General features: G+C 67.5%; 16 protein-coding genes. 3 read left to right on the top strand and 13 right to left on the bottom strand.

Features of this window, described 5'->3' with window-relative positions; genetic code table 11:
- Window positions 1-59 precede the first annotated feature (59 nt).
- The 4 genes from AC1VNM_RS15580 to AC1VNM_RS15595 all read right to left on the bottom strand — a co-directional run bounded on the left by AC1VNM_RS15580 (window position 60) and on the right by AC1VNM_RS15595 (window position 5,115).
- A complete protein-coding gene (locus AC1VNM_RS15580) occupies window positions 60-482 on the bottom strand; it encodes a cold-shock protein (RefSeq protein WP_377161158.1) in 423 nt (140 codons plus the stop codon).
- A gap of 201 nt (window positions 483-683) precedes the next feature.
- Window positions 684-2,672, bottom strand: a complete 1,989-nt coding sequence (locus AC1VNM_RS15585) for a S9 family peptidase (protein ID WP_483107499.1) — start codon at window positions 2,670-2,672, stop codon at window positions 684-686.
- 153 nt (window positions 2,673-2,825) lie between these two features.
- The gene (gene guaD, locus AC1VNM_RS15590) at window positions 2,826-4,139 is read right to left on the bottom strand and encodes a guanine deaminase (RefSeq protein ID WP_483107500.1); all 1,314 of its coding nucleotides are present in this window, start codon (window positions 4,137-4,139) and stop codon (window positions 2,826-2,828) included.
- A gap of 28 nt (window positions 4,140-4,167) precedes the next feature.
- Window positions 4,168-5,115 (bottom strand): LysR family transcriptional regulator, encoded by a 948-nt coding sequence (locus tag AC1VNM_RS15595; protein ID WP_483107501.1) that lies wholly within the window; start codon window positions 5,113-5,115, stop codon window positions 4,168-4,170.
- 162 nt (window positions 5,116-5,277) lie between these two features.
- Between AC1VNM_RS15595 and xdhA the strand changes: the two genes are divergently transcribed.
- The gene (xdhA, locus tag AC1VNM_RS15600) at window positions 5,278-6,801 is read left to right on the top strand and encodes a xanthine dehydrogenase small subunit (protein WP_483107502.1); all 1,524 of its coding nucleotides are present in this window, start codon (window positions 5,278-5,280) and stop codon (window positions 6,799-6,801) included.
- Window positions 6,798-9,221, top strand: coding sequence for a xanthine dehydrogenase molybdopterin binding subunit (gene xdhB, locus AC1VNM_RS15605; protein WP_483107503.1), 2,424 nt, complete (start codon window positions 6,798-6,800; stop codon window positions 9,219-9,221). The genes xdhA and xdhB overlap by 4 nt, the downstream gene beginning before the upstream one ends.
- Before the next feature lie 159 nt (window positions 9,222-9,380).
- Here xdhB and AC1VNM_RS15610 read toward each other — a convergent pair whose 3' ends face one another.
- From AC1VNM_RS15610 to AC1VNM_RS15630, 5 genes are all read right to left on the bottom strand, one after another.
- Window positions 9,381-9,674, bottom strand: coding sequence for a hypothetical protein (locus AC1VNM_RS15610; protein WP_377161146.1), 294 nt, complete (start codon window positions 9,672-9,674; stop codon window positions 9,381-9,383).
- A 46-nt stretch (window positions 9,675-9,720) separates the two neighbouring features.
- Complete coding sequence (locus tag AC1VNM_RS15615; RefSeq protein WP_483107504.1) at window positions 9,721-10,068, bottom strand: hypothetical protein; 348 nt, start codon at window positions 10,066-10,068, stop codon at window positions 9,721-9,723.
- A 42-nt stretch (window positions 10,069-10,110) separates the two neighbouring features.
- Window positions 10,111-10,395: a hypothetical protein gene (locus AC1VNM_RS15620; protein ID WP_483107505.1), complete on the bottom strand. Its 285-nt coding sequence runs from the start codon at window positions 10,393-10,395 to the stop codon at window positions 10,111-10,113.
- 92 nt (window positions 10,396-10,487) lie between these two features.
- Window positions 10,488-14,246: an RHS repeat-associated core domain-containing protein gene (locus AC1VNM_RS15625; RefSeq protein WP_483107506.1), complete on the bottom strand. Its 3,759-nt coding sequence runs from the start codon at window positions 14,244-14,246 to the stop codon at window positions 10,488-10,490.
- A gap of 164 nt (window positions 14,247-14,410) precedes the next feature.
- Entirely contained in the window at window positions 14,411-15,406 is a 996-nt protein-coding gene (locus AC1VNM_RS15630) for an SLAC1 anion channel family protein (protein ID WP_483107507.1), read from the bottom strand.
- 152 nt (window positions 15,407-15,558) lie between these two features.
- Between AC1VNM_RS15630 and AC1VNM_RS15635 the strand changes: the two genes are divergently transcribed.
- A complete protein-coding gene (locus tag AC1VNM_RS15635; RefSeq protein ID WP_377161138.1) occupies window positions 15,559-16,509 on the top strand; it encodes a GlxA family transcriptional regulator in 951 nt (316 codons plus the stop codon).
- A gap of 23 nt (window positions 16,510-16,532) precedes the next feature.
- Here the strand turns inward: AC1VNM_RS15635 and AC1VNM_RS15640 are convergent, their stop codons facing one another.
- From AC1VNM_RS15640 to AC1VNM_RS15655, 4 genes are all read right to left on the bottom strand, one after another.
- On the bottom strand, window positions 16,533-19,259 hold the full coding sequence (locus AC1VNM_RS15640) for a DUF2339 domain-containing protein (protein ID WP_483107508.1): 2,727 nt from the start codon (window positions 19,257-19,259) through the stop codon (window positions 16,533-16,535).
- 137 nt (window positions 19,260-19,396) lie between these two features.
- Entirely contained in the window at window positions 19,397-19,813 is a 417-nt protein-coding gene (locus AC1VNM_RS15645) for a hypothetical protein (RefSeq protein ID WP_483107509.1), read from the bottom strand.
- Window positions 19,814-19,925: 112 nt separating this feature from the next.
- Window positions 19,926-20,615, bottom strand: coding sequence for a hypothetical protein (locus AC1VNM_RS15650; protein WP_483107510.1), 690 nt, complete (start codon window positions 20,613-20,615; stop codon window positions 19,926-19,928).
- A gap of 333 nt (window positions 20,616-20,948) precedes the next feature.
- Window positions 20,949-22,964: a peptidase inhibitor family I36 protein gene (locus tag AC1VNM_RS15655; protein WP_483107511.1), complete on the bottom strand. Its 2,016-nt coding sequence runs from the start codon at window positions 22,962-22,964 to the stop codon at window positions 20,949-20,951.
- Between the last annotated feature and the right edge of the window lie 199 nt (window positions 22,965-23,163).

The following is a 23,163-nucleotide window of genomic DNA, read 5'->3' on the forward strand; positions in this document are numbered from 1 at the left end:
CGAGAGGGCCTCCGCGAGGGCGACGGGGCTGCAGGTGCCAGCCCCAAGGAGTCAACTTGTCAGCGGCGGGCCTGGCCTTGGGTCAGGTCTTGCGCCTGGCTCAGGAACTTGCCGCCGATTGCATGGCTGGCGGGTGCCCACACGGTGGCGCCGACGCCCAGCACCAGCAGGGCCAGGACCGTCCATGTCAGCGGCGAGGTGCGACGGCGGGCGATCGGACGCGGCGGCCGCGAGGCCATGCGGGCGGGGCGCAACTGCGATGGCAGCTTGAATTCCTGCAGGCGCTGCAGCCGCACCGCCTGTTTGCTGCCGTCACTTCTGGACACAACCTCGAAGCTCAGGCGCTCGCCTTCCTGGGGTGTCTGGCCGTCCATCGGAAAGGCCGACACATGCACGAACAGGGCATCACCGCCCTGCGCCGGCTTGAGCATCCCGTGACCGCGCTCGGCATACCAGCTGTCCAACGTGCCTTCGAATCGCATGATCTGATCCCCCATCGTGTAGAAGCCCGACGAGCCCCGCAAGCTTGTGGCCTGCTCGGGCGTCCTGGACCGGGCGCTTCTTTCTCTGTCTGGACAAAAAGGCCCGGCACTTGGCCGGGCGCTTTCTGCTGCTGGGGGCATCCTGCCTATGCCGGGGCGAAGCCCGGCAACAGCCTGTAAACCGTGCAACTTCACACGGTTTTAATTCTTCAAGCCGGGCTTCAGGTACTTGTCGAGGAACTCGAGCATCTTCTGGTTGGCCTCGATCTGGTTCTTCTTCTTGGAGAACCCGTGGCCCTCGTCGTCGAAGACCACGTACTCGACCGGCACGCCGTTCTTCTTCACCGCATCGACGATCTCATCGCTTTCCGGCTTGATGACGCGCGGGTCGTTCTTGCCCTGGATCACCAGCAGCGGCTTGCGGATCTCCTTGGCATGGAACAGCGGCGAGGTCGCGACCAGGAAATCCTTGTCCTTCACCGGATCGCCGATCTCCAGGTACAGCGCCTTGCGGAAGCTTTCCCAGTACGGCGGGATCGACTCCAGCGTGCGCAGCCAGTTGGACACGCCGAAGATGTCGATGCCGACCTTGAAGGCCTCCGGCCGGAAGGCCATCGCCGCCAGCGTCATGTAGCCGCCGTAGCTGCCGCCCATGATGCCGATGCGCTCGGGATCGATGAGCCCTGTGCCGGCAAGGTAGGTCTTGGCCTCGATGCAGTCCCACAGCGGCTCGCGGCCGTGCTTGCCGTCGTCCGCGGTGAAGAAGGTCTTGCCGTAGCCGGAGCTGCCGCGGTTGTTGATGCCCAGCACCGCATAGCCGTGGTTGACCAGGTACTGCACCATCGCCGAGTAGCCGCGCGTGGTCTGTCCGCCCGGGCCGCCGTGCACCATCACGACGGCCGGCACCTTGTGGGTCGGCGACGCCTCCTTCGGCTCGTAGTAGACCGAGGGGATGACCATCCCGTCGAAGGAGCGGAAGCGCACGATGCGGCCCTCGACGAGTTCCTCCGGATCGATGTCCTTGGACAGCGTGCGCGTCAGCTGCTTGACCTGCTTCGTGCCGAAGTCGTAGACGTAGAGATTGCTCGGCGAGCGGTCGCCGTTCAGGTAGAACGCCATGCGCTGGCTGCTCTTCGAGAAGGTCACGCCGCGCAGCTCGCCGCCGGGCAGCTTGGGCAGCACGACCGGCTTGCCGTCGGCGGTCTGCACGATGCGCAGTTCCAGGCTGGCATCGGCGTTGACGCCGGTCACGCGGTAGCGGCCGTCGCGCGAGTAGCTGCTGTAGACGATGTCCCAGTCCGCCTTCTCCAGGTCGCGCTTCTGGCCCGAGGCCAGGTCGTAGGCGATCAGGCGCTGGAACTCGGAGCCCTCGTTGGACAGGATCAGCAGCGTCTTCGACTCCGGATCGAAGTCCGTCGTGCTGAACGAGGCCACGCCCTGGTGCGGCGTCAGGTGCTTGGTCTCCTTCGACTGCGTGTCGTACAGGTAGACGTCCGAATCCGCCGTCGTGTTGGTCTTGCCCAGCGCCACCCAGCGGCCGTCGCCGCTGACGTCGAACACCGCGTTGCCGTCGTTGTTCTGGTAGATCAACGTGCGCGCGTAGGTCTTGGCGTCGTAGCGGTAGACGTCGATGTAGCGCGCGTCGCGCTCGTTGGTCGTGACGAAGAAGGCGTCGCCGTCGCGGCTCCAGCCGGAGAAACCGGCCTTGACCTTGTCGCCGGGGGTCAGGTCGCGCTCGCTGCCATCGAGCTCGCGCACGATCAGGTGGTTGTTCTCGTTGCCGCCCTGGTCGCGCGTGAACAGCACGCGGTCGTCGTTGCGGAAATAGCTGACCGCGTAGTGGCTCTCCGTCGTGGACTGGGTCAGCGCCACCGGCTCGCCGCCGTCGACGGACTGGCTGTAGACGTTGAAGATCCCGGTCGCATTGCTGCTGAACAGGATGCGGCGCTCGTCCTGCGAGAACGACGCGCCGCGGACGGACGTCGTCGCCATGAACTGCTCGATCGTGTAGGGCTTGGCCGGTCGCGGCTGCGAGGGCCTGGCTTGAGCCTTGGCGGTGGCGGCGGTCGCGGGGGTCTTCGCGACCTTCTCCGTCGCGGCCTGCGCCGGCATCGCCGCCATCGCGCCCAGCGCCAGGCACAGCGCCGTCAGCGCCACACGCGGCGCGCCCATCGGGGACAACTTCGTCATCGGGGATCTCCTCTCCTGATCGGTCCCGGGGACGTCCCGGGAACCCCCGACTGTAGGCATCAGGGTCAGGATTTGACTATCCCGGGATCCACGCGCTGCGCGCTGCCGCGACAGGACGCATGCAGGCGCGACGAACGGCGGGCCGCGGCCTTCTCAGGGCCGGCGATAGCGCGGCACGCCCGCGACGTAGCTCGCCACCAGGTTGCGGTCGTCCGACAGCGTCATCCAGGCGAAGGCGCGCTCATGCGGATCGCGCGCCAGCGCCATGCGGGCCTCCGCGACCGGGCCGGCGGCCCAGTCCCAGATGCAGACGTCGGCCAGGGTCTTCGCGCCGAAGTGGCCCAGTTCGTCCGACAGCCCCAGCGCCTCGGCGGCCCCGAGCGTCGCGGCATGCAGCCCCGCCCAGGCGGTCAGGCGCTGGCCGTTGAGCGCCTGCACCTTGTAGCCGTCCGCCAGCGTGCGCTGCGCCGAGAGCGAGGTCCCGCCGCCCACGTCGCTGGCCGCGCTCACGCGCACGCCGGCGGCGAGCGCGCCGGGCCAGTCGAACAGCCCGCTGCCCAGGAAGAGGTTGGACGACGGGCAGTGCGCGATGTGCGCGCCCGTGCGCGCGATCACGCGGCGGTCCTCGTCGTCCAGCCAGATGCCGTGCGCCAGCACCGCGCGCGGATGCAACAGGCCGACGCGGTCGTAGACGTCGAGGTAGCTGCGCGCCTCGGGGAAGAGCTTGGCGACCCACTCGACCTCGCCGCGGTTCTCGGCCACGTGGGTCTGCATGTAGAGGCTGGCATCGGCGCGGCACAACGCGCCGGCCATCGCGAGTTGCTCCGGCGTGCTCGTCGGCGCGAAGCGCACCGTCACGGCATAGGACAGGCGTTCGCGCCGGTGGTGCTTCGCGATCAGGTCGAGACAGTCGCGCTCGGCCTGCACGACATCGTCGCGCAGCGCCTCCGGCGCGTTGCGGTCCATCAGCACCTTGCCGGTGATGAGGCGCATGCCGCGCTCGGCGGCGGCATCGAACAGTGCATCGGCCGAGACCTTGTGCACCGTCGGATAAACCACAGCCGAGGTCGTGCCGTGCGCCAGCAGCGCGTCGAGGAACCGGCCCGCGCCCACGTGCGCGACCTCGGGGTCCATGTAGCGCTGCTCCGCAGGGAATGTGTAGGTGTTGAGCCAGTCCAGCAGCTCCGTGCCGTAGGACGCGATCACGTCCAGCTGCGGGCTGTGCACGTGCGTGTCCACGAAGCCCGGCAGGATCAGCCGGCCGCTGTGGTCATGGCGGACCCAGCCCTCGCCCGGGTCCTCGGGCTGCGCGCCGACGATGCGACCGTCCTCGATCAGCAGCCAGTGATCCGGACGGAAGCGCACGGCGGGGTCGTCCACGCGCGCCCACTGCGGTGCGGCGGTGAAGTCCAGCAGGTCGCCCTTCAGGGCCAGGCGTGCGGGAGCGGCGGATCGGTCGGTCGTCATGCGTTCAGAGGAAAGGGATTCAGGAACATCACTTCACGAGCTCGCGCGCGACTTCGCGCACCTGCTCGCGCAGCCAGCGCAGGGGTGCGCTGTTGTGGCTGACGTCATGCCACAGCTGGTAGTACGTCATCGGCGGGAACGCCACCGGGCAGCGCAACACCGTCACCGGCAACTGGTCCAGGTAGCGGTTGCAGAACAGCCGGCCGGTGGTCAGCACCAGCAAGCTGCGCGCCACCATCTGCGGCAGTTGTCCGAAATGAGCGCAGCGCACCGCGATGCGGCGCTCCAGGCCGTGCGAGGCCAGGTGCTGCTCGATCACGCCCGGCTGGCCGCGGCTCAGCGGCATCGGCGCCAGGTGCTGGCAGTCGAGGTAGCGCTCCTGCGTCCAGGCACGCGGTGCCATCCGGGCGGCGGGATGATCGTTGCTGACCAGGCAGACGACCTCGTCCACCAGCAGCCGGCCCATGTGGAGCTCGCCGGGCGGCTCCAGCCAGTTGCCGATCACCAGGTCCACCTCGCCGCGGGCGAGCGAGGTCCGGTAGTCGAAATCGGCGTTCAGCGGCTGCAGGTCGAGCTGCACGCCCGGCGCGAGGCGCTGCAGGTGCGCCACCAGCATCGGCAGGAACAGCGGGTCGAGGTAGTCGCTGGCCGCGACGCGCAGGCGCAGCTCGGCGGTCGCGGGATCGAAGCCGGTCTTGCGCAGCCGCGCGCCGAACAGCTCGTCGGCCTCGCGCAGCAGGCGCTCCGCGGGCGCGAGGAGCTCCAGCGCGGTCGCGGTCGGCGTCATGCCGGCGCCGCTGCGCACCAGCAGCGGATCGCCCGTCAGGGTGCGCAGACGCCGCAGCTGCGCGCTCAAGGCGGGCTGCGTGCTGCCGAGCCGCATGGCGGCCCTGGACACACTGCGCTCGGAAATCAAGGTATGCAGGACCCGCACCAGAAGAAGGTCGATCTTGTCGAAGTTCAGCGCTTCCGACATGGCCGATGGCGTATAGATGTCATAAGACCCATCGTATAACCATAGCGACGTCGGAGGAGTACCGTTCCGGTTAATTGCATCCGGCCTCGCCTGCTGCGAACCTCGCCCGCTTCTTGCTTGCCAGCCAGCGCCCTTTCCAGCGCATCAGCCCTCTTCCCGTCCATGACCGATCCCCGCCCGATCCGCTTCTTCCACCAGGGCCAGCTTCAGTCCGTCACCGGGCTGCCGCCGACCACCACGGTGCTGCAGTACCTGCGCGAGCACGCCCGCTGCGCCGGCACCAAGGAAGGCTGCGCCGAAGGCGACTGCGGCGCCTGCACGGTGCTGGTCGGCGAGCTGGATGCGGACGGAAAGGCCGTCGAGCTGCGCAACGTCAACGCCTGCATCCAGTTCCTGCCGATGCTCGATGGCAAGGCGCTGCTGACGGTCGAGGACCTCGGCGACAGCGCCGACCTGAACCCGGTCCAGCAGGCGCTGGTCGACTGCCACGGCTCGCAATGCGGGTTCTGCACGCCCGGCTTCGCGATGACGATGCAGGCGGTCTATGAGCGGCACCAGGCCTGCGGCACGCGGCCCGGGCGTCAGACGCTCGCCGACGACCTGTCGGGCAACCTGTGCCGTTGCACCGGCTACCGGCCGATCCTGGACGCGGGCGAGCGCATGTTCGATGCGCCGGCGCGCACGATCGATCGCGCGCCGATCGTCGAAGCGCTGCGCGCGCTGGCCGAGGATCCGCCGCTCCATTACGAGGCGCCCTCGCGCGCCGGTCCGCCGCAGCGTGTCTTCGCGCCGCGCTCGATCGATGAGTTCGCCGCGCTGCGCGAATCGATGCCGCAGGCGCGGCTCGTCGCCGGCGCGACCGACGTCGGCCTGTGGGTCAACAAGCAGCAGCGCGAGCTCGGCGACGTGATCCTCACGGGTCGTGTCGAAGAACTCCGGCGTATCGACACGGTCACGGTGCAGGAGAGCACCACGCTGCGCATCGGTGCGGCGGTTCCGCTGGAAGACGCCTGGTCCGCGCTGACCGCGCGCGTGCCCGCCCTGCGCGAGCTGTGGCTGCGCTTCGCGTCGCCGCCGGTGCGGCACGCCGGCACGCTGGGCGGCAACATCGCCAACGGCTCGCCGATCGGGGACGGCGCGCCGGCCTTGATCGCGCTGGGCGCGCGCATCGTGCTGCGCCGCGGCGCGGCGCGGCGCTCGCTGCCGCTCGAGGCCTTCTATCTCGACTACATGAAGAACGCCCTCGAGCCCGGCGAGTTCGTCGAAGCGCTCGAGGTCCCCACCCCGCCGCCCGGCACGCGGCTGCGCGGCTACAAGCTCGCCAAGCGCTACGACAGCGACATCTCCGCCGTCTGCGCGGTGCTCAGCCTGCGGCTCGAGGACGGCGTCGTGCGCGATGCCCGCTTCGTGTTCGGCGGCATGGCCGCGATCGTCAAGCGCGCGGCGAAGGCCGAGGCCGCCGTGACCGGCCGCGCCTGGGACGAGGCCGCCTCAAGCGACGCGGCCGCGGCGCTGCGCGAGGACTTCAAACCGATGACCGACCTGCGCGCGAGCGCGAGCTACCGCGAGCGCACCGCCGCGAACCTGATCCGGCGGTTCTGGCTGGAGACCCGCGCCAACGCGCCCGTCGCGGCCGAGTCGGCCAGCGTCTGGCAGGCCGTCAACCTGCAGCGGAGCGTCGCATGAACAAGCCTTCGGAACTGCCGGTCGGCTTCGACGTCGACGCACCGGCACCAGCCCTGCAGCCGCAAGTCGGCATCAGCCGCGCGCACGAGGCGGCTCACCTGCACGTCAGCGGCGAAGCCACCTACATCGACGACATCGCCGAAGCGCAGGGCACCTTGCACGCGGCGCTGGGGCTGTCGCCGGTGGCGCACGGGACGCTCGTCTCCATCGATGTCGAGCTGCTGCGCCGCCAGCCGGGCGTCGTCGCCGTGCTGACCGCCGCCGACATCCCCGCCGAGAACAACTGCGGCCCCCTGCTCCACGACGATCCGATCCTCGCCGATGGCGAGCTGCGCTACGTCGGCCAGCCGGTCTACGCGGTGATCGCCACCGACCGCGAGCTCGCGCGCCGCGCCGCCGCGATGGCGAAGCAGGCCGTCGTCAGCACACCGCTGCCGGCGGTGCTGACCGCGTGCGAGGCCCATGCCATCGGCCAATACGTCATTCCGCCGATGCACCTGGCACGCGGCGACGCACAGACGGCGCTGGCTGCCGCGCCCCACCGACTCGACGGCGAATGGGCCGTCGGCGGCCAGGAGCAGTTCTACCTGGAAGGCCAGATCAGCTACGCGCTGCCGCAGGAGAACCAGGCGCTGCTGATCCACTGCTCGACGCAGCATCCGTCGGAGATGCAGCAGTTGGTCTCCCACGCAATGGGCTGGCAGGCACACCAGGTCACCGTGCAGTGCCGGCGCATGGGCGGCGGCTTCGGCGGCAAGGAATCGCAGTCGGCGCTCTTCGCCTGCGTCGCCGCGATCGCGGCGCACAAGCTGCGCCGGCCGGTCAAGCTGCGCGTCGATCGCGACGACGACTTCCTCGTCACCGGCCGCCGTCACGGCTTCGACTATCGCTGGTCGGTCGGCTTCGACGACGAGGGCCGCATCCTCGCCGCGGAGATCGACCTGATCTCCAACTGCGGTCACAGCGCGGACCTCTCGGGCCCGGTGATGGCGCGCGCGCTGTGCCACTTCGACAACGCCTACTGGCTGCCGAACGTCGCCATGCACGGCTACGCCGCGAAGACGAACACGCAGAGCAACACGGCCTTCCGCGGCTTCGGCGGCCCGCAGGGCGCGCTGGCGATCGAGATGATCCTCGACGGCGTCGCGCGGCGCCTCGGCCTCGATCCGCTCACGGTGCGGCAGCGCAACTTCTATCGCGACGGTCAGGACGTCACGCCCTACGGGCAGCGCGTCGAGGACAACCAGATCCAGCCGCTGACGGATCACCTGATCGAGACCTCCGGCTACCACGCGCGACGCGCGGAGATCACCGCCTTCAACGCCGCCAATCCCGTGCTCAAGCGCGGCCTGGCGCTGACGCCGGTGAAGTTCGGCATCTCGTTCAACGTCGTCCACCTGAACCAGGCGGGCGCGCTGGTGCATGTCTACACGGACGGCTCGGTGCTGGTGAACCACGGCGGCACGGAGATGGGCCAGGGGCTCAACACCAAGGTCGCGCAGGTGGTGGCGCACGAGCTGGGCGTGCCCGCGTCGCAAGTGCGCGCGAGCGCCACCGACACGAGCAAGGTCGCCAACACCTCGGCGACGGCGGCGTCGACTGGCTCGGACCTCAACGGCAAGGCGGCACAGGATGCGGCGCGCAAGATCAAGCAGCGCCTGCTGCCGCTGGCGGCGCGGCTGCTCGGCTGCGACGAGGAAGCGCTCGTCTTCGACGGCGGCGAGGTGCGCGTCGACGGACGCGCCGACGGCAACGGCGACGGGCATCGCGAGGGCCTCGACGGCCCGAAGGCGATCGGCTTCAAGGAGCTTGTCGCCAAGGCCTACCTGGAGCGCATCCAGCTGTGGAGCGACGGCTTCTACGCGACGCCGGGCCTGCACTGGGACCGCGCGAAGCTGCAGGGTCGGCCGTTCTACTACTTCGCCTTCGGCGCGGCGGTGGCCGAGGTCCTGATCGACACGCTGACCGGCGAGACCCGCGTGCTGCGGGCCGACGTGCTGCACGACGTCGGCCGGTCGCTGAACCCGGCGCTGGACATCGGCCAGGTCGAAGGCGCGTTCGTGCAGGGCCAGGGCTGGCTCACGAGCGAGGAGCTCGTGTGGCATCCGCAGTCGGGGCTGCTGCTGACGCACGCGCCGAGCACCTACAAGATCCCGACGGCCAACGACATGCCGCAGGACTTCCGCGTCGCGCTCTACGACGCGCCGAACGCGGCGGACAGCATCCACCGCTCGAAGGCGGTCGGCGAGCCGCCGCTGCTGCTGCCGTTCTCGGTGCTGCTCGCGATCAAGGACGCGGTCGCGGCCTGCGGGCCCGAGCGCTGCGATCCGCCGCTGCGCGCGCCGGCGACGCCGGAGGCGGTGCTGGATGCGGTGGAAGCCGTCCAGCATCGAATCAACGCCCGGACTTCAACCAAATGACGACGAAGCCAAGGATGAAGGTCAGGAGCATGAGGACCTTGATCCAGATGGGCAATCTATACCCCGGCTTCTTGTAGCCACCGCCGCCGAAGAAGAACATCTTTCGCCTCTCGCTTGAACACGCCTGTCGAACAGCGCGCCATCCTGCCGTTGCGCACTCTATGAGCGCCAGCCGCGCAGTTTCCCGTTCTTCTTGAGCTCTAGAAAGATCATTGCGAACATCACAAGCGCGAGGGCGGCTCCGGCTTTTAGAAAGAAGCGGATTTCGTCGTTTTGCGCTTCGGTGATGTATCTGTAGACGCCATGATTGTTTGCAATCACGGTATGGAGTCCAACAGGATCTTCCTTCCAGGCAGCGAAGTACTTCTCAAAGAGACTGATGCCATGCCAGATGAGAACTGGCCCGGAGCCAGCGATGACAAGCTTCAGAATTCCGACGAATAATCTTTTCATGCGGCCGATCGATTTAACACCCGCACAGGCACACCAACCTTAATACCTATTCTCGATACAAGACATCTACCATATCACCATTCGCCAGAGAACAGACATCTTCAAATGTATCAACCTCATATACGGAATATGTGACTTCCCGCCCGCTGAGATTTATCGCAGAGATCGTCTCCGAACTAATTTCCACCTCGATTATCTTGCGAATTCCTGCAAATAGATAGGCGGCCTTTTGTTCATTCAGTTCCAGATGTCCATCCTCATTAGGATCTTCACTCGACTGGCCGATTTTCCGAGCAATCAAATCCGCCTCATCCGTGCCTTTCGCTTCGACAAGATAGACATTCTCATGGATCAAAAATGACTCTTGAGCGGCGTCTATTAATTTGAAGTACATGATTGCGTGAGCACAGAACCACATATCAATCCTCCGATCCTGTTAACACTTCTTTCGCCCATCTTTGCGCCGGTTCCGCGTACCCCTCGCCTTCTGCTCCTTCTTCAATCGTTCCTTTTCTGCGGCTGGAGTATTTGGGTCTTTAAGGCGCCGTTCGATTTCGTCATCGGACACGCCGACGAGTCCATTATCGCGAATATTTTGCCTACCACCTTTTGAAAACGTCACCGAATCAAGCCAATCGGCGGCCGAACCCAGCACAAAGCCAATACCTCCACCAACCGCGGCACCTGCACCAATTTCCGCCGGAGTTGCGAGAATATTCAATCCTCCAGTCGCGGCATCTACTACCACGGAGCCAGCCGCTGTAAGCCCACCGCCAACGAATGCGCCACCAATCGCCCACGAATCGGCGTAATTTAGTCCAAACGGATCAACCGAGCTGAGCGAATTCCCCCCGCATATGCGTAGGTGTTGATGCCACCCTGTAGCCCGATGGGGTCAGATTGAATGTACCGCCCCACCGCCGCATCGTAATACCGGTTCCAGTTCTGCCACAGCCCCGTCTCCGCGTCGTAGTACTGCCCTGGGAAGCCGATATTCATCCCGCCGATGGCATCGACGACGACGCTGCGATCAAAAGCCGCGTTGTTGGCCCGCCAGACCACGTTGCCTGACGATCCGGTCAGCACTTCCGGCCGGCCGAGGTGATCGTTGTGACTCGCGTAGAACTGGCCGTCGCGCGAGATCCCCAGCAGCTCGCCTGCCGCCCAGAGGTAGATCGTCGTCTGCGGTCCGATCTCGGCGAGCAGCTCGCCGCCGGGTCCGTAGAAGTAGCGCGTCTGCCCCGCCGCGCTGGTCTTCATGACGCGCTGGTTCATGCCGTTGTTCAGGTACTGCCCGATCGTCACGCCACTGATCGTCGCGCTGTTGAGACGGTTGAACGCGTCATAGCCGTAGCCGCGGCTCCCATCCCAACGCGACTCGCTGGAGAGGTTGCCCACCGCGTCGTACGAGAAATTCCGCCAGTTAGCGCCGCCCACGCTCATCAGGCGATTGCTGTCTGAGGCCAGGCCGTAGCTGGTCGACGCACCCGCCCGAATCAGCAGGGTCCTGTTATCGACGTTGTCCACCGCGATGGTCTGGTCGTCGCCGGACTTGCCGACCGACGTCAGCCGATCATTGGCGTCGTAGCCGAACGCGCTCGTCTGCGCCGAATACACCGAGTCGGTGATCTGCGAGATGTTCTCTCCGAGATGGCCGTAGCCGAGGTTGTGCACCCCCGGGCTCTCCAGGCGCTGCAGCAACCCATCGGCGTCCCACGTCTCCATGCGCGGCAGACCGTTCCCGAATCGCCAGGCATAGGGGCGGTCCGTCGCCGGTTGATAGAGGAAGTTGCTCGCCACCGTCGACCACGGCACCGTCGGCGTCCCCAGCACTGCGCTGAGCCGTCCGTAGGCGTCGTACTGGTAGCTCACGCTCACGCCCGTCGGATACGTCATGCCGGTAACGCGACCGGCGTTGTCATAGCTGTAGGACGTCGAGTAGGTCTGACCCGCGATCGTCACGGTCTGCGTGGCGAGCTGGCCATCCGCGTTGTAGGCGAAGCTCGTCTGGCCGGACAGGTCGTTCATCTGCGTCAGATGGCCCTTGCCGTTGGCGCCGCCGTCGTAGGTGAACGATTCGACCTGCCCGCCCGACGACCGACTCGTCATGCGGCCGATCGCATCCCAGCCGTAGGTCCAGACCTGACCGTTGGCACGCGACTCGCTGGCGAGTCGTCCCGCGCTGTCGTAGGCATAGCTCGTCACGCCCGTGTCCGGGCTGGTCAACGACACGCGCTGGCCCAGCCCGTTGTAGCCGTAGCGCGTCGTCAACCCGCGCGGATCCTGCACGGTCTGCAGGTTGCCGGCCGGGTCGTAGCCCAATTGGGTGATCCCCGAATCCGGCGCCGTGATGCGCGTGACACGGTCTACGGCGTCGTACGCCATGGACGTCGTGTGCCCCGAGCTCGTGCTCGTCAGCAGGTTGCCGTTGTTGTCGTAGCTGAAGGTCTGCCGCGCGTTGACGCCGTCGCTCCAGAGCGTCGTGAGCGTGCGCCCAAGACTGTCGTACTGCGCCGCCGTGGCGAAGCTCCCCGTTCCGCCGACCACTGGTGTCCCGCCGCTGGACGCCGGCGTGTTGCGCGCGGAGCTCGTCGAGCTCGACAACGGCGGCACCGCCACTGCCGTGTGCACGTATTCGCCGCGCACGTTGCCGACGTCGGAAAGGCGCATCGAGGCCGTGTACCGCCACCGCTGCGCCGAGCCGTCCGGATAGCTGGCATCCGTCATCAGCCGATCGGCGTTGTAGGCGTAGGTCGTCGTGCGGGCGACGCCGTTGATGGTCGTCGTGGACGTGCTGACGTTGCTCTTGGCGTCGTAGACGAGGTCGGTCGCGACCCCGTTGGCATCGACGACGTGGGACGGAAGCCCGCGTCCGTTGTAGCCCGAGTAGCTCCACTGCCGCCCCACCGGATCGGTGACCGACGTGAGGTTGCCCGCGGCGTCGAAGAGCCAAGTGGTCGTGGCGCTGCCGCCCGGCAGGGTCTGCGTCACCGTCTTGCTCGTCAGCACCGCGGACGCGGCGTACGTGTAGCCGAAGGTCGTCGTTCGCGTGCCGCCGTTGACGAGGTCCGTGGTCACGATCGTCTGCACGTTGTTCAGCGCATTGCCCGTCGTGAAGTAGGTGTAGTCGACCCGGTACAGCGACGCGCCGTTCGCGTCCTTGAAGAGCGAGCTCGCGAGCAGGTCGCCGTTCCAGGTGTTGACCTGCGTGCTCGCCGAACTGGTGCCGATCGCCGTCGTGAGCTGCAGCAGCTTGCCGGCGGCGTCGTAGCTGTAGTCGTCCTTGTTCCCGTTCCAGTCGAGCGTGTAGTCCGTCCAGCCGTTGGCGTCGTAGACCGTAGTCGCGGAAGCGGCCGGGCACGACGAGGTCGGCTGGCGCGAGACCGAGGTCAGCTTCTTCCCGCCCTGCAGCGACGCGAAGGTGTAGATCGTGGCCTGCCCGCGCGCGTCGGTGAGCGTCGTGGTGTTGGTGCCGTAGCTGAAGCTGTCGCGTTCCTCGTCGCCGGTCAACCCGCTGAACTGCACGCGCTTGTCCGCGTAGTAGCCGTAGGTGCTGTACCGCACGCCGTTGATGGCGATGCCGGTCAGCAGCTTGGCATCGATCGCGCCGGCTTCGTAGAAGTAGGTCCGGACGTCCGGTGCGCCGCTCGGCGCGGTGACCGTCGCCAACATGCCCTGCGCGTCGTAGCCGTAGGTCCAGATGTTGCCGTCCTGGTCTTTGGCCTGAGTGACCGCGCTGGCAGCGTTGTAGGTGAAGTCGATGTAATGCCCGGCGGCATTGGCGATGCGCGACGGCGAGGTCGAGCCCGCGAACGGGTAGGTGTAGGTCACCAGTGGCGAGCTGCCGCGGGTGGTGATGCTGCGGATCGTGTAGGTGTTGTTGTAGAAATAGCTGACGCCATCCATATTGATGACGAACGACCAATCACGCGGCACGATCGTGAGCTTGCCCATCGCCGACGAGCCGCTCACGTGATAGACCATGTTGTTGGTCGGATCGGGCGTGAACGTGTAGCTCGCGCCATCGGGCCGAGTGAAGCGGATCGAACTCGGGACGCACTTGCCCGGGTAGTCGGAATTCGTGTTGCAGGCGCCCAGCGGCGTCAGCGGCGCGTAGTCGTAGCTCGATGTCCACTTCGGACCGAACATGCCCGGCGTGCTGGAGAAGCTGCGATAGGTGCGGCTCAAGCCCAGTCCGTAGGACCCGTTGGCGACGATGTCCTGCTCGACCTTGAACTTTTCGCCGGTGGCGATCATCACCGGGTTGGTGGTCTGCGGCGTGGTGCACGGATCGTCCGTGCCACCATTCGCTCCCGCCGGCTTCTCCTTGTTGCTCTTGAGCGGAGAGCCAGCGTCACCGCCGAGTGGCGGCACGTTCCGGATCAGCCCCTGATCAACCGACGTGTACTTGATGTAGCCGATCGACTTCCCCGAGATGTCCCATTTCGGCAGGGTGATGATGTTCGTGCCGTCATCCCACTTCGGATGCGGCTTGCCGTCGTCGTCCTGAGCATGGGCGACGCCATGCACCCCGGCCGCCAACAAGACGACCAGTCCAATCGCTGATTTCACGCTCTCTCCCTGATGCGCGTTTTTGTGTGGGAGACGCTATCAGCGGGTCTTCGGGCACTCCTCCTGGGATACCCGCAAGACCTGACACGGCGCATTCAACAATCGCTCGCGTCGTAACGGGAACTTCATTCGCGCTGGGCGTGCGCCCGATCCGTCGCGGCCGTTCAGCGGAACAACTGTCCGTTCAACACGATCCGCACTGTCCTCACGAACAGCACCGCCAACGCCACGCTCAACGCGCCGAGCAGCGCGATCGCCAGCCCCTGGAGCGGCAGTCCGCCCGCGTGATGCGCGTACTTCAGCGCCGCGCTCGCCAGCGCCGCGATCGGGAAGCTGATCCCCCACCAGGCTGGTGAGAACGCGATGCTCGGGCGGAACACCTTCGGCGCGATCACGAGGAACAGGAACAGCCCGAAGTAGAAGAGCACTGCCGCGAACCGATCGACGCCACCGACGATGTTGGTGTACGCGAGGAAGCCCACCTCGAACGGCGCGACCAGCATCATCAACGACGGCGTCACCCCCGGCGCCAGCGGATCGCGGTGGACGAGGCGGCTCACGATCATCACGAACAGCACCGGCGCCAGCATGGCGCCGAGCGCGCCGGCGATCAGGTTCATCTCCGGCGCCCACGCCATGGGCATGTCGCGGCCCGTGACCGCGATGTCGAGCGTCGCCACGCCGGAAAGCAGCCACGCGGGCATGACGAGCGCGGACTCCAGCTGGCCCTTCAGCAGCCGCGAGACCGCGATGAACGCGAGCGTGAACGCACCCAGCCCGCCGAGCGTCCACAGCGCATGGGCCGTCGTCGCGCTGTAGGGCTCGATCAGCGACGACAGCAGCAGCAGCGAGATCGCGATCGTGCCGAAGAAGTTGCCGCCCACCGGGTGGTGGAACTCCGCGCGCACGGCGTCCGGATGCTTCGCCAGCTTCGCCAGATAAGCCGCTGCCATCACCACGAACACGGCGACCGCGAGCGCGCCGACCGCCTCGCCGATGAACGCGGGCACGTCGAGGTTGCGGTGCGCGAGGCGCCAGGCCAGCGCCAGGCCGGACAAGCCCATCACGGACGCGAAGAGGTTCACCGGCAGGTGACGGATCGAGGCGCCGGCGTGAGCGGAAGACGCCGACGGGCCCGGCAGGCTCGGCGTCACGGACATGGGCGGGGACATGGGCGGGGGCATGGGAGGCGAGGCGTGCATGGCGGGCGTCCTTGGCTGAATTTTCGTGTGCTGTTATTTTCTGCCAAGCTCCCTGGGACGTGCCCATCCACGGCACGGCGTTTCCTGCCAATCACCGGGCATTCACCGCCATGCGCATCGCCATCCTCGCCTTCCCCCGCTTCCAGCTGCTCGACGTCGCCGGACCTGCCGATGTCTTCGCGGAAGCGTCCCAGCAGCTCGACGATGCCAAGGCGTATCAGGTGAGCGTCATCAGCACGGACGCGGGCCTGCTCCGCAGCAGCAGCGGACTGCGCATGGCGGTCGACGCGACGGTGGCGACGCATCGCGGGCGCATCGATACGCTGCTCGTCGCGGGCAGCCCCCGGCGCGACGACATGGCGATCGACGAGGACCTGCGGCGTTGGCTGCAACGCCAGGCACGCACGGCGCGTCGCTACGGCTCGGTGTGCACAGGCGCCTTTGCGCTGGCCTCCGCAGGCCTCCTGGACGGCAAACGCGTGGCAACGCACTGGAACTCGTCCGACCGTCTCGCGGCCGAGCATCCGGACGCCTGCGTCGAGCCCGACGCGATCTACGTGAAGGACGGGAATCTCTTCACTTCGGCGGGCGTGACCGCGGGCATGGACCTGGCGCTCGCGATGGTCGAGGACGACCACGGACGAGAGCTCGCACTGCGCGTCGCGCGCCAGCTGGTGATGTTCCTGAAGCGCCCCGGTGGACAGAGCCAGTTCAGCGCCCATCTGGCCGCGCAGACGGCGGAGCGCTCCGACGTGAGCACGATCCAGGACTACGTGCTCGCCCATCTGCGCGCGGACCTGTCCATCCCGGCGCTCGCGCGCCGCGCGGGCATGAGCGAGCGCACCTTCGCGCGCGTGTTCCGCAGCGAGACGGGCACGACACCCGCGGAGTTCGTCGAGAACGCCCGCATCGATGCCGCGCGCCGCATGGCGGAGGACTCCGACCTGCCGGCGAAGCGCCTGGCCGACGCGGTCGGCTACGCGAACGTGGACGGCTTCCGGCGGGCGTTCAGCCGAAGGCTGGGGTTGAGCCTGGTCGAGTACCGCAAGCGCTTCGCCTAGGCCCGCTGGGCGCGTTGGCGTGTCTACTCCCTGGCCGGTGGCTGCGGCGCCAGATATCCCGCCAGCAGGAACAGCGCTCCCATGCCGAGCAGGCTGCCGACGATGCCCATCGGCGAGAGGGCCAGGCTGCCCAGCGACAGCAGCAGCTTCACCGCCGAGCCCGCCAGGACGACGGCCGAGACCTGCCACGCCAGGCGACGACCGCTGCGCGTGCTCAGGAACAGGAAGCCCACGCCGACGGCGGCCAACGCCACCGGCAGCAGGTAGCTGTTCCACGCGAGCTCGAACGCGAGTTGCGGCGGATCCGTGAGGCCACGGACGACGACGTAGCCCATCGCCACGCCCGCCGCCAAAGCGGCGACGCTGCGGACCTGCGCGGGCACGCCATCGCCGAGCTTCCACCAGGTGACCAGCGCGGCATAGAACGACGCTGCCGCCATCACCCATTCCAGACTGTTCGTGCCGACATGGGGCCAAGCCGCCAGCACCAGCGGGACCGGCGATCCCAGCAGCGCCGCGTGCGCCACGCTGTAGGGCGTGACGTAGAACGCCTTGGCCGCCGGCGCATCGACCCTCAGTCCAAGCAGCACATGCGCGAAGGCGGCGGTACCCGCGACCGCGAGCAAGGCGATCAGCGCCCAACTGCTGTTGAAGATGAAGGCCACGAGCGCCGGCAGCAGATGCGCCTGCCAGAGCAGCGCCTTCGCGCGCTCGGCCGCGCCGGGGCTGAGCGTCCTGCGCAACGACCTCAACGCCACCACCGCGCCGAAGACCACCGGCGTCACCAGTGCGCCGAGCGTCAGACTTCGCGGCGCTTCCCGCGCCACCGTCAGCGTGAGCAGCCATCCCAGCGCCAGGACGGTCGCGTAGATCGTCGGCACGATTCCGACGCCAGCGTTCTTCGAATCCTCCGCATGCTTCGCGGAGGACACGTGCATCGCATCACCGGCTTCGTCCGACACGGCCGAAGATCGGCCCAGCACATGCGCCAGCGCGGTCGCTTCGAGCATGATCAGCGTGAACACGGGCAGGAGGCGGAAATCGAGCCCGGCATACCGGTACGAGAACGCCGCGGCGGCCGAGACCGTCACGGCCGCCGCGAGCGCCTCGTCCACCGCCCTGCCCTCGCGCTGCATGCGCAGGGACATGGCAAGACCTGCCACCAGCAGCAGCGCGGCCGGCCACAGCGCCGGCACGTCCATCACGGCGACGGCGCCCACGGCGAAGAGCACGCGCGCCAGCACGCGCCGGATGACGGACTGCGCGCGCGTCGTCAGCATCAGGATGGCGCCTTCAGCGAACAGACCGAAGCTCGCGACCGAACGCGCGAGGTCGCCCTGCACCAGTCCGGCGGCGACACTCAGCGCGCTCAGCACCCAGGCGGTCTCGCGCAGCGCCTGCTGCCGGAACACCCTGAGCCCGATGAAGGCGAGAACCGCCGCCGTGACGAAAGCGACGACCATGAAGGGGGTCGGCGCCAGCAGCCAGCTCTCCAGCGCGATGAACACGACGGTGGTCGTCGAGAAGCAGGCGCTCAGGATCGGGATCTCGCGCGCCGGTGGCGAGGACACATCGCCGCTCGCCAACGCGGCGGGGCTGTGTCGTTGCGCCCAGGCCAGGGCCCAGCCGGCGAACTGCGCGACGTAGGCCAGCAGCAGCGCCTGCTGCTGCCATGCGGGCAGCGCGGGCTCGTGGCTCGCGCCTGCATAGGCCAGCGAGGCCAGGCCCGTCGCGCAAACATGCGCGTGGATGCCGATCTCCTGCCAGCGGCGCGACAGGCTCACCCACAGTGCGAAGGCCGTGACGATGAGGCCGTAGCCGAGGTTGAAGAGCAGCCCGGCGTGGCCGTACATCGCCAGCAGCGGCGCCGCGTAGGCGCCCAGGAAGCCGACGCCGGCCAGCACCTTCGCATCCTCCTTCAGCGCGCGATACACCAGCGCGCCGGAGATCGCGGTGAAGAGCACCAGCGCGCTGGTCGGTGAGATGACTTCGTAGCCCGACGCGCCGACATAGGTCGCCAGGAAGCCGATGGCCGCCGCCCCGCCCTGCACGACCTGACCCCAGAGCCCGTTGCGCGCGCTGAGCTTGATGCCGGCGAAACCGAGCGCCGCCGCCGCGGCCCAGCCCAGCGACACCTTGGCCAGCGGCGACAGCAGATGGCCCCACTCGATGGAGCGGAAGAGCACGACGAAGCCCAGCAGCAGCAGGACGATCCCGGCGACGGCGAAGAGGTTCTTGCGCAGCAGGTCGAAGAAGGCGACCTGCCATGACGGCGTGGCGGACGGAGCCGGCGATGCCGGCGCGGCTCGCGCTGCTGCTGGCGGGCGTGCCGGGGCCGTCGTCGATGTCACCGCCGCCGCGGGCACGGATGCAGGCCCGACGGGCACGGAGACCGGCTCATCGGGCGCGTGCGCCGCCGGCGCCTGCGGCGCGTCGACGGGGTGAGGCGTTGGCGGTGTCTCGACGGAGCGCGGCGTTGACGGCACACCCTGATGCGACATCGGCACGGCTGCAGTTGCCGTCGCGGCGGCGATCGGCGATGTCGCCGCAGGGAGCGTGGCCGGCGGCTTCGGCACCGGGGCCGCCCCCTGTGACGATGGTGCCGCGTCGGCGGATGCGGACAGCGGACGCGCAGCGTCCTGTCCCGCGAGGCGCTCCTCCAGGACCCGGACGCGCCGCTTCACGTTGGTGAGCTGCCACCACAGATAGCCCAGGGCGGCGAGCAGGCAGAAAGCTTCGAAGGAGTCCATGTCGCGCGCGGCCGGAGCAGGTCGGGAGAAGGACCGCAGTGTCTTTCAGGGGCCTGCCGCGTCAATGGACGAAAGTCCTGGGGTATCGCGCGGCGATACCGGGAGGACCATCGAAGTCGACGACGCCATCGCCGCCATCATCGACAGGTAGGCGACTCCACCTCGTATCCGAGCCAGAGGTAAAGATGGGTCACCACCTTGCCACCCTGCTTTTCCATCAGGTGCACGCCTTCTCTGCTGACGCAGAGGTCCGCACGCACCTTGACGCCGTCTCGACCTGTGCCCAGAAGGCTGGTTGAGTCGCCCGTCACGGTGCCGACGTCACCGAAGGCGGCAGCTCCCACGAAAGGGAGCTCGGCCCATTCACCAGGAACCTTTGCACGATAGAGCAGCGGTTTGGCATCGGTCAGCTTGTTCGTGGCGACGACCTCTTCGCTGCTTGCCCGGAAGTCGCTCCCGCGCAGCTGCTTGCAGCACCGCGGCTTCGACTGCGCATCGGCGAACTGCAGATGAATCGTCGCCGTTGCCGGGATCGGGCGGTCGGTGACCAGCATTGCATTGCCATCACCATCCAACGTCACAAGACCAAACGCGATGTTGGGCGAGCCGACGCATGCCGAGCACCACAACAGAAGTGCCAGTAGCGGGAGTCTCAACAGCGGAAACTTAATGACCATCGTCTGACCAATGCGGTTCGTCGTCCAGGAGCTTGATGACACCGTACTTCTTTCCCACGGCATGAAGATCGGCCTCGGTCTTCACCTCCACCTCCTTGCCGTCCGCGCCGGTCATCTTCTTCCCGATGATGCCTGTGACGGTCATATCAATGGCGCCGCGCTCAGTATGGCGGGAGATCAAGGCCGGGGGATAGACGATTCGATATCCCTTGACCATCGCCTTGGCGGCCTTCACGGAAGCTTCGTCGGACTCATGAACCCACTCGATGTCGACTCCCTCCATTGACGGCACCGCATCAGCCTTGATCTGACCCTTCGCGATCCTCAAGCTGTAGTGCATGAGATAGGCACGCTTCCTAGGTCGATAGGTCGCGTTCACCACGACAGATCCACCTGCTGCGCGGATCGCATCAAGAAACTTCTTTGCCTTTGGTCGAAAGTCCGCCGAGAGGTCGTCCAAGCTCGAACTGCCTGGAAACTTCGACACCCACTGCGCGCCGCTCAGCTCTTTCGTTGTGGCCGCGGTGGACGTCTGGTTTGCGCACGCGTGATCGAACGGGGACTCTCGACAGATGGGTGTTGGCGGAAGGCTTTGCGAGAGCATCGACGTTCCGGCATCGATGGCTCCGGGATTGGTGTCCGTCCCCAACGGGCCGGGAACGCGGGCTGTAACGCTCATGATGTCGCGGGGACGGACGAATGCAGGTCAATTCAACGGAGAGATGTTTTACCTGCTATGACGCCCTCGTGCAGTTCACGAAAGTCATCCTGCTTGGCGCTCCCTCGCTCCGAACCAAATCAAGCCCCGGCGGCACGCGCGGTGGACCAAACACGAAATAAAGGACACGACGCCTGCTGGTGCCGACGGACTTCGGCGCATTCTGCGACGGGACGTCCGCGCTACTCGCGAACAAGCATCCGTCACCGGCGTTCCCAATGAGAACGGGGGATCGAGCGCTCAAGCCCAATCCCCCGTCTTGACTGGCTGCGCGCTAGCGCGCGCTCAACCGCTTCAACGCGCCGACTCGATCCGCTGGGCGTTCAAGCCATCCGACACGATGAACTCGAAGCGGCCGCCGGTCGGCAGTTCATGCGTGTCCAGCGTCGCTTCGCCGCCCTGCAGGTCCTGCGCCAGGTTCAGGCGGCGGGTGCCGTCCGTCCAGGTCACGCTCAGGAACGGCGCGGACTCCGCGTCCCAGCGCAGCGTGGCCTTGCCGCCGGCTTCCTTCACCGTCACCTGCGCGCGGCTGCCGCCGGCCGCCAGCGACTTCGCACGGGCGTTGGTCACCTTCGCCTGGGCCTGCGCCAGCGTCACGCCGTCCTTGATCACGCTGATGCTGGCGATGTTGTCGACCTTGGGCACCAGCACGCTGAAGTGCTGGTTGTCGCCGTCATGGTCCAGCGCCATCGCCGTGAAGGCCTGGTCCTGGATCTGGCCGCCCGTCGTCTGCACGCGCAGCACGTACGGGCCGGAGGCCGCGTCAGGCTTGGCGAACAGCGCCTTCACCGGGTTGATCTCGACCTGACGGCCGTTGATGCTGCCGCTCACCAGCAGCACGTCCTGCGCCACCGCCTTGGCCTCGGCCGCCTGCGCCTTGGCCGTGTCGGCCGGCGTCAGGAAGGTCTGCATGATGCGGTAGTTGTAGTCCGAGAACACCGTGCCGCCGCAGTAGCTCATGATGTCGTGGCGGTCCGTCGGGCGCGGGTCGTAGAACGTGTTCGTGTCCGACAGGTAGCTCCAGATGTAGCGGCCCGGCTTGCCCAGGTTGGCGTCCGGGTACGGGTACTTCGGGTCCGGCGAACCGGCGCCGCCGCAGGCCGCGTGCGGCAGCGAGAAGTTGTGGCCCAGCTCGTGCGCGACGACGTCGCGCACCGTGTCCGGATTGCTCGGCATGTCGAAGCCGACCGCCGAGTTGCCCGGCACGTAGCCCAGACCCGCCAGGCCCCAGGTGCGCTTCGGGATGAAGCCGAAGTAGTAGTCGTGACGGGCCGCGCCCTCGATGCGATGCAGGTCGGCGAGCTCGCCCAGGATCTTGCCGAAGGCGTCGCTCCACTGCGCGTCGGTGCTCGGCAGCGTGGTGACCTTGCTCGACACGAAGGCCGGGTGCGATTGCAGCGTGACCGTCGACACCGGGAACAGCGCGCGCAGATGCGCGCTCTGGTCCGTCGGCAACTGGCCCGTCGTGCCGGCGATGCGCACCGGGATCGGCACGAAACGCATCGGCGTGCCGCCGCCCACGCGCGGCGTGAAGCTCTGCGCCGCGGCGCCGGCGACGGTCACCGTCACCTTCAGGCCGTTCTTCACCAGCTCGGCCGGCACGGTGACGGTGTAGGCGTCGTCGAAGGACTGGGTGTCCGACACCGTCGTGGGCAGCCCGCGGCGCGGTGCCGCCAGCACCAGGTCGCGGCTGCTGCCGTCGACGGTGTTGTCGACACGCACGAGGCCCGTCGGCGCGGCGGTGCCGGCCGGCGCGGTCACGTTGACCTTCAGCAGCGCCGGCTTGTTGGCGACCAGCACCAGCTGATTGTCCGTGCTGCCGTAGAGCATGGACTGCGCGAATTGCACAGAGGCCAGCGTCACGTTCGACGCCACCACCTTCGTGACGCGCATCGACGAGACCGCGTCGTTGAGGCTGACCGCGGTCAAGTTGGCGTTGTCCGCCGTCAGCGTCACCGAGCGGCCGCCGAAGTTGATGTCGGCGAAGAGCTCGACCTTGAAGCCCGCGGGCACGCGGATGGACGAGATGCGGTCGTTCCAGGTCGGGCCGATCCAGCTCGTCGTGGTGCTGCGGCACAGGCCGGCGCCGGCGTAGTTGGCGTTCTCGTAGAAGCAGACCTGCGGATCGGCCGCCGCCGTGACGGCGCCCGCGGACGCGGTGCCGCCGCCGTTCTGCTGAGCCGCGGACACCAGGGCGCCGGCGCCATCGCTGCCGCCCCCGCAACCGACGAGCACGCCGGCCAGGGCGAGCGACAGGGCCAGCGGATGCAGGCGGAGAGCGCCGTCCTGGCGCGCGGTGGTGATCGTCATGGAATCCGTCCTTTGGAGGTAGGCGGCGGATTATTCGGAGCGCCCTGCGCACGCCGTGCAACGGGTCGCGCCGATTGGTAAGCGGGCGCAAGCAGGTTTCCAGCGTTTCGCGCTTTACAAGGCGGACACGGGCCCGCACGAGCGTGGAACGGCGCAACGCCTCGTTGCACTCGATACGGAACGCGCGTCGCCGATTCAG

The organism is Mitsuaria sp. MSU3D (assembly GCF_056867975.1).